Consider the following 14195-nt stretch of genomic DNA (forward strand, 5'->3'; position numbering starts at 1 on the left):
TTTATAACTGGCCAGCAATCAACGCTGAATTGACGCCATTCTTACTGCCGTTATCGGATACGGTTCTTTTGTTACTATCTCCACCAAAGAACGCCATCAGCCATTTCATCCGCGCCGGCACACCTGTATCGACTTCTACATTGACACTCAGACCTGCGCGCAGTGGTGACTCGTTATCATGATGCTCAATGGCGAGCCGCACAGGTAGCCGCTGGACAATTTTCACCCAATTTCCTGTGGCATTCTGCGGAGGTAACAAGGCAAATTCTGCCCCAGTGGCTTGTGCAATACTTTGCACTGTTGCCGTCCAAACCTCACCGGGGTAGGCATCAATTTCTACTTCAACTTCTGCACCGGGCACCAACTTAGCAAGCTGATCTTCTTTAAAGTTCACCACTATCCAGGGCTCGCTGTGCGCGACTACGCTGATTAAAGGTAGCCCCGGCATGGCGTACTGCCCTTGCTGAGGCACCTTAGACGCAACACCCGCTATTGGCGCGCGCAGCACACAGCGCTCAAGATTCAAAGTCGCGCGATCTAGCTCGGCTTGCGCAGCCATGACCTCAGGGTGCAGATCAATATTTAGCTCATACTCACCGCCGAGTTGTGCGAGGGTTTCAGCACTGTCGCTCAGCAGTTTATTGACGGTATTACGGGCCACATTAAGATCGCGCTGCGCCTGATCTAGCGCTGTTGCCGACGCCACGCCGCGAAGATGTAAATCGTTAATTCGATGCTGCTGCTTACCCACAAATTCAAGGTCATCTTTTGCTGAGGCCAGCGCCGCTTGTTTCTGAATATACGCGGCTTTCAAGGACTCAATGCGCATATAAGCTTTCTCAAGCTGAGCCTGAGCATCATGCAGCTCGACTTCAAAAGCCCGCGAATTAATCGTTAATAGAATATCCCCAGCCTCAACATACTGGTTCTCGTTTACATTAACCGACGCAATATTGCCGCTGACTTCGGCGCCCACATTGACGACATCAGATTTGATATATGCGTTGTCCGTTGTGATATAGCGACCACCTAAGGCAAACAAATATGCCGCGATAACAACGGCAACAACAGGAACGACTATGAACAAGCGGCTGCGTAAGCGACGTCGACTCGCGATTTGTGCAGCAGTCATATCCTGTGGCGATTGATTTTCATTTTCCATTACACACCTTCCTTGCTAGAACGGACCGACTTCAACTTACTCATGCCAGGCTTCACAGCAATATCACTTGAATCACAAAAATTATTTTTTACCCTTAGCAACAGTTCTTCTAGCACTTTCGCTTCAGCAGCACTAATGCCTGCAAATGCGATCGCTCTGGTCTGCTCTGCAATACCATTTAGCTCTTCTAACAGAGGCTCCGCCTTGTCAGTCAAATACAAGCTCACCGCACGCCGATCTTGCTCCTGCCGTTCACGAAGTACCAAGCCAGCCTTAACAAGACGATCAACACTCTGGGCCACCGTCACCGGGTTGACGTCAAAATGCTCAGCCAGACAAGCCTGATTAATACCTGGCTCTCTTGACAGCTTAAGTAAGGTTAGCCACTGGGGCTGAGTGAGGTTCAAATGCTGGGCGCGACGTCGAAAGTCCTCTCTCACCAACCGCGAGGTCTCGGTCAGTGTCGACGCTGCAATTTGGAGGTGGCGAGTACTTTTCATGGTGCCATACTAGCAAATAGATAGGCACCTATTCAATAGGTGCCTATCTAAATTCATGACCTGTCTGTAAGCCCAAATCGCACTAGCTAGTAACTATCAAACTCTAGGGCTGCATGGACGCACGCGATCGAACACCACTGGGATTTCTCGGCAATCGAGAAGCCTTACCGTCCCCGCACCAGAAAAATAGCGCTGTCAGCGATAGAGAAGCGATAGAGAAGCGATAGAAAAGCGATAGAAAAGCGATAATATGGCTTTGAAAACACTTAAGCGCTTCCCACCCATGGTGGGAAGCTGTGCGCATCTGACTTAACGATGCAAAGACGCTAAATATAATTCAGCAAATTTTGGTGGCTGCTGGATCGAAATATCCATTTCCAGTTTCCGCGCTATATCACTGGCCGAAATCACACCCCGAATCTGGTGCTTCTCTCGCTCTACCACCAAGCAGTGCTGATGACCTGACTGCTTCAATACAGCCAACACATCCGCAACGGTCATCAGATCGAGGTCGCTATAATCAAACACCTTTAAATCTCGGCGCTTGCGCATCATATCCACGACCTGAAGTTCTTCACGATTAAAGCCATTGGCGACTTTTTTAATAATTTCGCCAGCACTCAAATCTTCAAGGGCTATTACACCGACAAACAAGCCATGCTCATCAATCACCAGTTTTAAGCGAACATGTGATCGCCTCATCATATTTTCCGCTTCGACCGCACTACTGTTTGCATCAATGACCAATGGCTCGTATACCGTAAAATCGGTAAACACCACGCTAGCAGGCGAATCGCCACTAATTTCTTGGAAATTATCAGGATGAACCAACTGATCAATCTGATCAGCTTCATACAATTCAAAATGTTTCATTTTGCTATCACTCTGTATATTAAAACTGACTGCCGAACGCCTTAAGCGATCAACCACGTTTCATTCTCAGAGTGCTGCCGGCGGAGCCCGAATGGGCGCATTGGCAACCGCCCCTTGCTCATGGCGATGAAAACTCGACCTTGGAGTACGACCCAGCAGTATATAAACCGGCGCATAATAGGAGTGAAGGTAGGATAGGCTAAGTGCAATATCAGGTGGTTCGGGAAAACCAGAGTCGACCTCAACAATAGCGCTAACACTGCTAGGGAGGGTATTTTTCGCAGCATCATAACTCTCTGCCAGTGCAGAGGTGCACAGCATTAGAAGAACTATGGAAAATACATTGCGCAGCATAAGCGACTCGCTCAAAGCTAAAACCAGATGCACTTACTTGAACTAATGATAACTAGCTCGCCGATACTCTCCCACAATAACGGGGAAATGCGCAAGCCTGTCACACTCAATCAAATGCAAATCTTCGGACTTTACTTACTACCAAAGGTCGAAAACCACAGCTAAGCTATACTATTTAAACGCCACGGAACAATGCGCGCACCGACAATCCTAAGCGTACCTTAAGGTCATTAAAATAGTCATATATATTATAGAGTTACGCCTCAGGCCCGACGCCACCTAGGGCGCGATGACTCAAGCTTCGCCCTCAGGTATATTTATGTAAACTTGAGACTTAACTACTGCGTAGGCGGTACTACTGCACTTACCAGAACAAACAGGTCTTATGGATAAAACCTATTATTTAGAAAGCTGTATAGCCGGCAATGACATTCCGCAGCGAATTGTCCTCGATAAGCTTCCGCTCACCATTGGGCGCAGCAGTGACTGTGCTGCAATTATTAATAGCTCGTCGCTTTCACGTGCTCATGCTCGCATTGAGAGCCGCAACGGCAAAATCGTACTCACCGATTTAGCCAGCACCAATGGCTGCTTTGTTAATCATCAACGTATAGAACACGCTACTGAACTCGAGAAAGGCGATATCGTCCATTTTGCGGGTATTGAGTATTATCTAAATATAGAAGAAGACGTTGAGGAGGAAGATGATCGCACCCGGGTTTTCATGCAGCCCTTACCAAAGCATTTCGCAATAAAAAGCAGAGAATTTACGGAGCTACTAGAACAGGAGCTTGTCACTACCTTCCAACAAATTATTACCTGCCAAAACGGTGACATTTACGGACACGAACTACTTGGTCGAGGCAAACATCCGGGCCTAGGATCGAGTCCGTACGAATTATTTAAGATTGCAGAATCACTAAACAAACAAATTGAGCTCAGTGTATTATTCCGGCGCCGAGGTTTTATACAGGCCGAGCTCGCCGGCATCGATAGACCACTGTTTTTCAACTGCCACCCTGAAGAATGCCACAAGCCTGACAAGCTCTTAATGGAACTAACCGACCTTCGGAAGCTACATCCAGGCCTCGATCTCGTTTTTGAAGTGCATGAAGCGGCGATTACCAACATCGACGCCATGGCGGAAATTCGCAAGGAATTAAGCACCCTCAATATTGGTCTAGCCTATGATGACTTCGGCGCCGGGCAAGCTCGTTTACGCGAACTCACCGAGGCTCCACCAGATATTATTAAGTTCGATATCAGCTTGGTGCGTGGCATTGGTGACAGCGAATCGCCACGGTATAAATTACTCGCATCCCTGAACAAACTTGTACAAGAAATGGGTATACGAACACTGGCGGAAGGCGTAGAAACTGAACAAGATTCCATTGCATGCAAAGACATTGGCATTGATTATTTTCAGGGCTATTTTTATGGCCGTCCTACTGCTATTACTCCCGACTAATTGGCAGGTCGTTGCCCCACCTTAAATCGACATATGACTAGAACTTTATTATCGGCCTAGCCATGTTACATACCAAACACGAAAACGCGAGCTAGGTGCTCACACCTTCAACCCGATTACGACCGCCTTCTTTAGCCTTATATAGCTGCTCATCGGCAGCGGAAATCAAGCGCTTTAAATCTTGGTCATCTGGAACGGTGCAGGCTACGCCCACACTTATAGTCACTCGATCCGCAGTATCAGACGTAGCATGGGGTATAACAAGGTCAAAAATCCGCTGACGAATTGCCTCCGCTTTTTTTAGGGCATCCTCCAGCTTTGTTTCTGGCATCAAGCAGACAAACTCTTCACCGCCGTACCTAGCGGCAATATCTCGACCACGCCACTGACTTTCTTTAAGTGCTTGCGCAACTAGTTTTAAACACGTATCTCCTTCCAAGTGCCCGTAGTGATCGTTATATTTTTTAAAGTGGTCTACATCAATCATAATCATTGCCAAGGGCTGCCCGGTGCGGCGACAAGCTCGCCACTCCGACTCTATGCGCTCATCGAATTGGCGCCGATTTGAAATTCCGGTCAAGCCATCCACAGACGCCAATTCACGCAAAGCATCAGTCTGAATTTTCAACATAAGGTGCGTCTTAACTCTGGCTTTAACCACCGCGGGATTGATGGGCTTACTAATAAAGTCAACGGCGCCCGCCTCTAAGCCTAAGGTTTCTTCTTCAGGACTATTTTGCGAGGTCACAAAAATAACCGGAATATCACTAATCTCGGGCTCCGATTTAATCTTCCGGCACACCTCAACACCATCCATATCAGGCATCACCACATCAAGTAACACTAGATCGGGGCGCTTTTGCCGACATACATCCAGCGCCTGCTGGCCACTAGTTGCCATAAACACTTCGCAGCTCGCGCCGAAGACTTGATACAAGACCTGAATATTTACCGGCTGATCATCGACGATCAGCAATTTCGGCCGCTCAGGATAGGCGCTTCCGGGAGCCAATTCTGACGAGAACAAAGAATGGGTATCACTCATAAATAAATACCTAATAAATACAACTTCCTAAATCCTTAGCTTAAATACAACGTAATCATAAGGACCGCTAGGATGATAAAATAGCCCCAACAATCTCATGTGCTTTAGCAAAATCTAATACCGAGATCGCGTCATCCAAGGCTCGTGCCTGATCACCATAACTAGCTAACCCAGCTTTCATATCAGCATGTACAGCCATTGCTCGCATATTGCTTTCTTTTAACAACATCTGTAGTTCGAGCAACTGAGCGGAATCCGGCGCGACACTACGATCACTACTGGCGCTCGCAACAGCTTGCGGCGGGGATAAACTGTCCGCCAGCGTACGTAAGACCTCGCAGGCCTCTTGCAAAAGCTTCTCTGCACTCAATAGCATGGTTTCAATAACAGCGACCTCAACCACGCTTTTGGCAGCTATTTCAGCTTCTGCCAAACAAGCCGCTAAGGCTTGCGCACCTAGGGTGCCTGAAACCCCGCGCAGGGTGTGCAGCTCGCGCACCGCGCCGGGTCGATTATTGATACGCAACAAGCCCAGAATGTTTTGAATATCATTGCTGTGTCGACTAGCAAACGTACGCGCCTGCCCAGCATATAAGCCGCGATTATTTCCCATCCGCAATAAAGCCTCTTTAAATGAGAATCCAGCAGGGGAATCCGGCAAGGCAGTGACTATTGATTCTTCCACCGGTATTGATGGAGCATCACGTTTTTCTTCACGGCCGCTGGCTTTTAAGATCGCACTCACCAACTCTGCAAGCTCAAAGGGCTTGCCAACATGGTCATTCATACCCGCAGCCAAGCACGCTGCTTTATCAGCAGGCATTGCATTGGCCGTCATCGCTATTATGGGCAAATGTTTAAGTCCTAGCGTTCCACGAATTTCTGCTGTCGCCTCATAGCCATCCATTATAGGCATTTGCAAATCCATTAAAATGACATCGAAGGGCTTAGTCGCATTGCGAATACAATCCACACCAAGCTGCCCATTATCAGCGACCTCGACTTCTGCACCTTCGATGGCCAGTAATTCCCGAGCAACCTGCTGGTTAGTTAAATTGTCTTCTACTAGCAGTATTCGCATCCCTGAGAGCGTATTTTTGGCTACCTTGCCTTCGGTACTGCTTGGCAGCAGCGAAGACAGGGTGCCAGCCTTGGCATCAATCACAGAATTATAAATATCTGAGGCAGTTACCGGCTTCATTAAAAAGCCATCCAGCGGAGAATGTTCGGCGTCCACACGCTTATCGAAGACCTCTCGCGCATGCGCAGTCACCATCACTAGACGTGGCATTGCCGATCCCAAATCTAAATCACGAATCGCTTTTGCGGTTTGCCAACCGTCGACGCCGGGCATCATCCAATCAATAAATGCGATATCAAAATGTTTGCCATTTCGAACACTTTCATTCAGCGCGGCCAAGGCCGCATCACCAGACTCCGCCTCTATCGCCGTCCAGCCCAAAGACACACAAATACCGGCAATAATCTGTCGTGCACTGGCATTATCGTCGACCACCAGAATATGTAAATGTCGACATTCCTTTGACAATTTCCGCCGCCCGGCCTCTATCAACTCTTGGTCTTCAACCTTGTCGACAATTAATGAGAATGAGAATGTGCTGCCCTTGCCTAGTTCACTCTCAACCTCTAACTCACCACCCATCAGTCGAATAAGCCGTTGACTGATAACCAAACCAAGGCCGGTACCACCAAAGCGGCGATTTGTGCCTGCCTCGGCCTGAGTAAATGATTGAAATACACGCTTTTGCTGTTCGCGAGTCATACCGATACCGGTATCACGAACACTGAAACCTAATACCAATCGCTGCTGCCGCTCATGCTGAACATAGAGCGATAACATGACTTCGCCTTTCTGAGTAAACTTCACCGCGTTACCAGCAAGATTAATCAAAATTTGTTTGATTCTCAGCGCATCACCTAACACCACTCTAGGAACCGCCGGATCGATATTGAAGAGGATCTCGACATTCTTTTCGCTAAGATTCATGCTGAGAATCACGGCGATATCACGCAGTACGTCATCAATGATGACGGGGCGAATATCGAGCAACAACTTACCCGCCTCTATCTTAGAAAAATCCAGAATGTCATTAATAATCCCTAACAAAGACTCTGCCGCAACACTGGCCTTGCGAACGTAATCAGCCTGGCGATCAGTCATATCAGTGTATGTTAGCAAATTAAGCATACCCAGAACCGCATTCATCGGGGTGCGAATTTCATGGCTCATATTTGCCAAAAACTCACTTTTCGATTTACTAGCGTCCTCCGCCACTGCTATCGCTGTTTCGAGTTCATTCTGCTGTTGCTTGTGCATGGTTAAGTCCCGCGCTATGCCCAGGTAACCAATAATTTTTTTATCGCTGCCGTATAAAGTATTACTCTTTAACATAACGGGAAAACGGGAGCCGTCCTTACGAACAAAGGTCCACTCACGTTCATAATTCACATCACTAACGACCTGCTTCCCATCGCCTCCAGCCTTGCTCAACCGCTGCAATTCAGGCTGAATCTCAGCAGGCTCGAACAAAATCCACATGGGTTTCTTATTAACAATTTCCTCTGCTTTATAGCCCAGCATTTTCTCTGCGGCAGGATTAAACAAGGTAATGGTACCGTCAGGCTTATTGGTAAATATCGCATAACCGGCATTCGCAAGAATGCCGTTTTGCAAGACAAAAGCTGCCTGTAGCTCGCGGGTGCGTAATTCAATCTGTTGCTCTAGGCTCTCATTTAATTGCTGCAATTGCTCTTGGGCCGATTTCACCTCAGAAATATCACGAATAATATTTGCAACACCAAAAACCTCTCCGTCCTCTCCCTGAACCGGAGACACGGTAATAGCAACATCAAGTAAGTCGCCATTGTCGCGCCGCCGCCGCGTAATAAAATCCGGCACAGTCTCACCGCCGGCTACCCGCTTAAATATTTCCAGCTCCTGCGCTAATAAATCATCAGGCACTATCAGTTCAATCATTCTCTTACCGATGGCCTGCTTAGCACTGTAGCCAAACATCACCTCTGCCGCGCGATTCCAGCTCTTAATCACCCCATCTAGCGTCTTACTAACAACAGCGTCGTCCGTGCCATCAACAATAGCCGCCATCGTCGCGTTCTGCTTATCAGCCAATGCCCGGCGCCTAAGGTTTGCCGCTAAAAGGTATAAAAATAATAGTGAGAAAAAAACAAAACCAAATAGAATATACAGATTTAATATTCTGGCCTCGGCCACCACCGACTCGACGACACTATCAGACGCGGTTACCACTAAATCAACAGACTGGCCGCGGTCATAGGCCACCGTACTTAGCATGGCGTAGACTGCTTGCTTATCATCTAAACGCACAAAAGCCGAATCAGTATCGTCATCACCCGTACTGAACTCGTCAGACCAGCGATAGTTATTGCCAAATTCAAATCCAAATGTTTTTTCTGGCGCCGGATGCAACAGGAAGTCGCCATCATTATTTAAAACATAAATATTTTCTTCCGCGTCTAAGTCTAGGCTTAGGGTTTGAAAAATTTCTGCCATATTCAGGTTAATAACCAAAATACCAAACAACTGCCGATTCTGATCGACTATGGGGGTGGCCAGTCGCAAAGTGGGCACGTAAGGAACTTCTATTTCGCCGTACTCGCGATTTAAATTAATTTCCGATACGTATACTTCTCCAGGCCCGCGAATGACTGCCTCTTTGAAATAGTCGGTGTCGAATTTCTGCTGCAGATTGGTGGCTGGCACATTTTGAATCCGTCCGTTTTTTCGATCGACTCGGACCAGTTCGCGGCCGCCATCATCAATACCGATATAGCGAACCTGCATGACCGACGGGTGAGTTTCCAAGTAAGCTACAAATATTTCCTGCAAGCGCGTAGACCACAATAGGGAGGAGCTACTCTGCTCCTCATCAAAACCATTATTGCGACTTGCGCGGATGATCCCGCCTATCGGCGGCGTACGCGATAGGAAATAGGCATCCTTTTTTAAACGATCGAAGTTCGCCAGCATTGCCTTGCTTCGCGCCACCGCAACGTTATCGAGATAATGTTCCAGCACCTGCCGCTGGTTCTTGCGAACATTGTGATCTGATATGGGAATCATCACTATTGCTGCTAAGGCAAAAACCAACACCACAATCAATACATATTGCCACCGCAATGTGTCTACTAAGTCTTTATAGCTTTTATACACCCGACACTCCCAGTAAAGCCCAATCTGCGCAGCGCTGACAATCACGCCACTTGCCGCAGTATTAATAAGTTTAGTATCTTATAGCGTTGGCGTGGCAAAGTCGCAGCAACTAATGCAGCAAATTTCACATGGGCGGGAGGGTATAAGCGCGACCAAAGGGAAGCTCATCGTGCTTCAAATAAAAAAGAGGCGTAACCATGTACGGATATATCGCTAATCAACTAACGCTATGGCTGGTTCGTTCAAAACACCAGAAGGGCTATACCGAAATACTGAGCGAGCGCCGACTATAGCGTTTACAGTACTGGGCTGAGCATGCGCTCTCTAGCGAAGAGGACATGCTAAGCCCACTGCCCTTATTACCAAGTACCAAGTACTCATTAGGCCAAAGCAATTTTCATCCTTGGCTCAACTAGGCACTCGGTACCAATCATTTCATCGTAGGCGGAATGATGAACCAAATAAGATTTGATCCCGCAGCCGCTTTCGAGCAACACTGATTTAATGTCGCCGATGCTACGGCGGCTTAAAGGCTTGTTATCTAGTTCATAGATTCTCAATAGTTTGCCTTCTAAAGCCACAAAAGCGACGTAAATGCCCCCTTCCACTGACATTATTACAATTTCAGTAATTGGCAGGGCTGCTAATTGATCAGTATAAACTCTTGTCATTTTCCTCACCTATTATTATTTGTGTATGGAATACTCCAAAGCACAAATACAACGACCATTACGTTAATCCTGCAGTAACGGATTCAATCTCAAGGCCTGTTTACTGCGCCGTTGTATCTAAAGCCGTGCTGTCACTGTTAAAAAGCAAGAAAGAGGCCAAATTAAATATTTTTATATGAAATATTTGACTCCTAGTTAGCAGAGCACCCGATTTGAATAAATTTGATATAATTTGGCTTTGATTTAACCAGTGGAAACCCAGCCCTATGTCAATCAAGCCTGTACTTAGCGACGCAACATTAACTGTCACGAATCGTTACGCCATACTGCGCTTTGAGCGCGATGACGTTCGCAATGCCCTTACGGGCACCACGCTGATTGACGATATCTGCGCCACCGTTGAATGGGCGAATGCCAACAAACAGATTTCCTGCCTGATTATCACTGGTAGTGGCTCGGCATTTAGCTCGGGCGGCAATGTAAAAGATATGCGGGACAAGCTAGGTATGTTTGGCGGCAGCCCTAGCGAAATTAGCGATAGTTACAAAAGTGGAATACAACGTATTTCTCGGGTCATGCATAGCGCTGAAATAGTAACTATTGCGGCTGTAAATGGCGCGGCGGTCGGCGCCGGTTTTGATCTATGTTGCATGGCTGACATTCGAATCGGCTGTGAAAACACCCGCTTCGGTGAAACCTTTATCAACCTTGGCATAATCCCTGGTGATGGCGGCGCATGGTTCCTACAGCGTCTACTTGGCTACCAAAGAGCTGCAGAGCTAACATTCAGCGGACGTATCATCGACAGCGCCGAAGCGCTAAGTCTAGGACTGTTACTTGAATGTGTACCAAAAGACACACTTATTGCATGCGCCGAACGCTACGCCAGTGAATATGCAAGTAAACCACCACAGGCATTGAGGGCTGCAAAGCGCCTAATGAAGCTCGCACAGCGCCAGGAGCTTACAGACTTTTTAGACGTATGTGCCGATGTTCAGAGCCAGTGTCATCAAACTGAAGACCACCAACGCGCACTAAATGCGTTCCTCAATAAAACCACTGCGCAATTTGAGGGCAATTAAACTGACTCACGCCTGTAGGTATCAATAAAAGGCGCCACCTCCGCAATATACCGTGAGGTGGCCCGCGGAGAGTTAGCCAGGACTCACTTCCACTTTATCAACCACGCCGCGGCCCTCTTCAAAAATTTCCATCGTGACAGTAAAGCCCCACAAACGGCTAAGGTGTTTCAATACTTCGGTGGCATCATCTGTTAACGGCCGCTCGCGAAGCTGATTATAACGGAGGACCAATGAACGATCCCCCATATGCTCATAGCGGAGTATCTGAATATCTGGGATCAGCACGTCGCGATTGTACTGCTTTGAAAGCAAACGCCTCACCTCACGGTATCCTGCCTCATTGTGGATCGCTTCAACCCGCAGGTGATCCTCTGAATGCTTGTCGGCGATGGCAAATAAATGGAATTCGCGAATCAATTTCGGAGATAGATACTGACCGATAAAAGATTCATCCTTGTAATTGCGCATGGCGAAGTCAAGGACCTCACTCCAGTCTTTGTCAACAATGTCGGGGAACCAGGCGCGATCTTCCTCATCGGGCTCCTCGCAGATTCGCCTTATATCGCGCATCATTGCAAAACCCAGTGCGTAAGGATTAATACCCGAATAAGCAGGATGATCAAAGCTAGGCTGCATCACCACATTGGTGTGCGACTGCAATATTTCAAACATAAAGCCGTCGTCAACCATACCTCGATCATATAGGGTGTTCAGCAAGGTGTAGTGCCAGAATGTAGCCCAGCCCTCGTTCATCACCTTGGTTAGACCCTGAGGATAAAAGTACTGGGCGAGTTTGCGGACAATTCTTACAATTTCACGTTGCCAAGGTTCCAAGGAGGGCGAGTATTTCTCAATAAAATACAGCAAATTTTCCTGAGGTTCAGGGGGAAAAGTGCGCTTCTTCTTTTGCGCCCCGGATTTATCCACGGCTTTTTGAGGAAGGGTTCTCCAGATATCATCATATTGCTTGTAGGCGTGCTCTTCTCGCTCATGCTGACGATGAAGCTCGTCCTCGGCCGACAGTGGTGACGGCCGATGAAAACGATCAACGCCGTGATCCATCAAGGCGTGGCAGGCGTCGATGGTCTCTTCGACACGCGCGTCGCCATAACGCTGCTCACAGTCAAAAATATACTTGCGGGCAAACACCATGTAATCGACAATCGCATCGGCACTGGTCCACTGCTTAAATAAATAATTGCCTTTAAAAAATGAGTTGTGGCCATAGCAAGCGTGCGCAATGACCAGCGCTTGCATGGGCATACTATTGTCTTCCATCAGATAGGCTATACAGGGGTCGGAATTAATCACCAGCTCATAGGCTAGGCCTCGTTGCCCCCGCCGGTAGGCCTCCTCGTTTTGGATAAACTCCTTACCGTAACTCCAGTGACTGTAACTAATGGGCAAACCAACCGATGCGTAAGCATCTAGCATCTGCTCGGAGGCAATCACCTCAATCTGATTAGGGTAGGTATCAAGGCCGTACTCTTTAGCAATAATGCCAATTTCCGCGTCATAACGCTTTAAAAGCTCAAAATCCCAATCACCACCATGGGAGAGTATGGTCTTCTTTGGTTTTACTGAGCTCATACAGACTCCTTGTGAAACAGTTCGCGTAGAACCGGGTACACATCGCTGCGATCCATCACGGTGCTCATCGCAAAGGTTTCATCTCGAATCTGACCATAAGCAGCCGCCAGCGGCGTAATACTAGAAGGACTGTCAGGCACTTCCACATAGGCAAAGTATTTACACAGCGGCAGGATATCCTTGCTCAGCCTCATTGCGCTGCGCTGCGGATCACTGCCAAAGGCATCGCCATCCGACACTTGGGCGCCATATATATTCCACTCATTCGGGGAGTAACGCTCTTGCTGAACCTCAATCATCAAATTTAGTGCCGACATCACCACCGTGCCACCGGTCTGTGGGTCGTGGAAAAAAGCGTGTTCGTCGACTTCCTCGGCATTGGATGTATGTCGAATAAAAACCAGCTCAACCTTTTCATATTTGCGGCTGAGAAAGAGATATAAGAGGGTGTAAAATCGCTTGGCGAGATCTTTCTTTTCTTCTGACATCGAAGCCGACACATCCATCAAGCAAAACATCACGGCTCTACTGATAGGCTTGGGCTCTTTAACACGATGGCGAAATCGCAAATCATATTCATCTAGAAATGGAATCCGGGCGATTCGCTCCTCAAGCGCGTCGATCTCTTCTTGATCGCCACCGGCACGTTTTAATTCTTCAAGCTCGCGCTTGAGCGGCGCCTTAAGCGCAATCCGCCGCGCCATGGCATTTTTCACCGAGCGCGGCACCGCTAAATTGGCAGGCACACCACTTGGCGTATAGCCGGCGCGGCGGTAGGTAAATTGTTCAGAATCGCCTAGCACAGTGCGCGCTAAACGCGGCAGCTCAAGGTCATCAAAAAACAGGTTCATGAACTCTTCTTTGGAAAGAGTAAACATGAAGTTATCCTGCCCTTCCTCACCCTGGCCTTCACCACCCGAGCCGCTGCCACCGCCGCCACCAGACTTAGGTTTGGCGATCATATCACCGGTGTTAAATTCTTTATTACCGGGATGCACCATTTCGCGATCGCCACCACGACCAATTCGAAACTTTGGCTCGGAAATATCTTTGGCAGGAATCCCGACCTCACCACCACGAGACATATCGGTGATAGACCGGTCTGCCACAATATCTGCCACTGAACGCCGCAGCTGCGCCTTATACCGCTTTATGAAGCGCTGGCGATTAGTCGCGTTTTTATTGCGATCATTCAGGCGGCGGTCAATAATCATTGACATGGTGCGCCCCTTTCATT

The 14195-nt window shown here is 48.0% G+C and carries 11 protein-coding genes; 2 read left to right on the forward strand and 9 right to left on the reverse strand.

Annotation, left to right across the window (positions count from 1 at the left end; all coding sequences use genetic code 11):
• Position 1: 1 nt before the first annotated feature.
• From AB4875_RS14350 to AB4875_RS14365, 4 genes are all read right to left on the reverse strand, one after another.
• Positions 2-1162, reverse strand: a complete 1161-nt coding sequence (locus AB4875_RS14350) for an HlyD family secretion protein (RefSeq protein WP_368376746.1) — start codon at positions 1160-1162, stop codon at positions 2-4.
• Entirely contained in the window at positions 1162-1662 is a 501-nt protein-coding gene (locus AB4875_RS14355) for a MarR family winged helix-turn-helix transcriptional regulator (protein ID WP_368376747.1), read from the reverse strand. The genes AB4875_RS14350 and AB4875_RS14355 overlap by 1 nt, the downstream gene beginning before the upstream one ends.
• A 309-nt stretch (positions 1663-1971) precedes the next feature.
• The gene (locus AB4875_RS14360; RefSeq protein WP_368376748.1) at positions 1972-2535 is read right to left on the reverse strand and encodes a CBS domain-containing protein; all 564 of its coding nucleotides are present in this window, start codon (positions 2533-2535) and stop codon (positions 1972-1974) included.
• 66 nt (positions 2536-2601) lie between these two features.
• Positions 2602-2904, reverse strand: a complete 303-nt coding sequence (locus AB4875_RS14365; protein ID WP_368376749.1) for a hypothetical protein — start codon at positions 2902-2904, stop codon at positions 2602-2604.
• A 370-nt stretch (positions 2905-3274) separates the two neighbouring features.
• Here AB4875_RS14365 and AB4875_RS14370 point away from each other — a divergent pair, with 370 nt between their 5' ends.
• On the forward strand, positions 3275-4357 hold the full coding sequence (locus AB4875_RS14370) for an EAL domain-containing protein (RefSeq protein WP_368376750.1): 1083 nt from the start codon (positions 3275-3277) through the stop codon (positions 4355-4357).
• Positions 4358-4448: 91 nt separating this feature from the next.
• On the opposite strand, the gene AB4875_RS14375 is transcribed toward AB4875_RS14370, so the two are convergent.
• The 3 genes from AB4875_RS14375 to AB4875_RS14385 form a co-directional block, all read right to left on the reverse strand.
• Positions 4449-5402 (reverse strand): diguanylate cyclase, encoded by a 954-nt coding sequence (locus AB4875_RS14375; protein WP_368376751.1) that lies wholly within the window; start codon positions 5400-5402, stop codon positions 4449-4451.
• 67 nt (positions 5403-5469) lie between these two features.
• Positions 5470-9615 carry a PAS domain S-box protein gene (locus tag AB4875_RS14380; RefSeq protein WP_368376752.1) on the reverse strand — a complete coding sequence of 1382 codons (4146 nt, stop codon included), beginning with the start codon at positions 9613-9615 and terminating at the stop codon, positions 5470-5472.
• 380 nt (positions 9616-9995) lie between these two features.
• The gene (locus tag AB4875_RS14385; RefSeq protein ID WP_368376753.1) at positions 9996-10286 is read right to left on the reverse strand and encodes a DUF6482 family protein; all 291 of its coding nucleotides are present in this window, start codon (positions 10284-10286) and stop codon (positions 9996-9998) included.
• Between the two features lie 266 nt (positions 10287-10552).
• Here AB4875_RS14385 and AB4875_RS14390 point away from each other — a divergent pair, with 266 nt between their 5' ends.
• The gene (locus AB4875_RS14390; protein WP_368376754.1) at positions 10553-11368 is read left to right on the forward strand and encodes an enoyl-CoA hydratase-related protein; all 816 of its coding nucleotides are present in this window, start codon (positions 10553-10555) and stop codon (positions 11366-11368) included.
• A 72-nt stretch (positions 11369-11440) separates the two neighbouring features.
• Here the strand turns inward: AB4875_RS14390 and AB4875_RS14395 are convergent, their stop codons facing one another.
• Together AB4875_RS14395 and AB4875_RS14400 are read right to left on the reverse strand one after the other, a co-directional pair.
• Positions 11441-12958: a SpoVR family protein gene (locus AB4875_RS14395; RefSeq protein WP_368376755.1), complete on the reverse strand. Its 1518-nt coding sequence runs from the start codon at positions 12956-12958 to the stop codon at positions 11441-11443.
• Complete coding sequence (locus AB4875_RS14400) at positions 12955-14178, reverse strand: YeaH/YhbH family protein (protein WP_368376756.1); 1224 nt, start codon at positions 14176-14178, stop codon at positions 12955-12957. Before AB4875_RS14400 ends, AB4875_RS14395 begins: the two co-directional genes overlap by 4 nt.
• Between the last annotated feature and the right edge of the window lie 17 nt (positions 14179-14195).

The sequence above is a fragment of the Zhongshania sp. R06B22 genome, from assembly GCF_040892595.1.
Classification (GTDB): domain Bacteria; phylum Pseudomonadota; class Gammaproteobacteria; order Pseudomonadales; family Spongiibacteraceae; genus Spongiibacter; species Spongiibacter arctica.

What these genes read in the sequence shown, in the direction of transcription:
- AB4875_RS14350 (WP_368376746.1), bottom strand. Translation starts at nt 1,162, where the DNA reads ATGGAAAATGAAAATCAATCGCCACAGGATATGACTGCTGCACAAATC.
- AB4875_RS14355 (WP_368376747.1), bottom strand. Translation starts at nt 1,662, where the DNA reads ATGAAAAGTACTCGCCACCTCCAAATTGCAGCGTCGACACTGACCGAG.
- AB4875_RS14360 (WP_368376748.1), bottom strand. Translation starts at nt 2,535, where the DNA reads ATGAAACATTTTGAATTGTATGAAGCTGATCAGATTGATCAGTTGGTT.
- AB4875_RS14370 (WP_368376750.1), top strand. Translation starts at nt 3,275, where the DNA reads ATGGATAAAACCTATTATTTAGAAAGCTGTATAGCCGGCAATGACATT.
- AB4875_RS14375 (WP_368376751.1), bottom strand. Translation starts at nt 5,402, where the DNA reads ATGAGTGATACCCATTCTTTGTTCTCGTCAGAATTGGCTCCCGGAAGC.
- AB4875_RS14385 (WP_368376753.1), bottom strand. Translation starts at nt 10,286, where the DNA reads ATGACAAGAGTTTATACTGATCAATTAGCAGCCCTGCCAATTACTGAA.
- AB4875_RS14390 (WP_368376754.1), top strand. Translation starts at nt 10,553, where the DNA reads ATGTCAATCAAGCCTGTACTTAGCGACGCAACATTAACTGTCACGAAT.
- AB4875_RS14395 (WP_368376755.1), bottom strand. Translation starts at nt 12,958, where the DNA reads ATGAGCTCAGTAAAACCAAAGAAGACCATACTCTCCCATGGTGGTGAT.
- AB4875_RS14400 (WP_368376756.1), bottom strand. Translation starts at nt 14,178, where the DNA reads ATGTCAATGATTATTGACCGCCGCCTGAATGATCGCAATAAAAACGCG.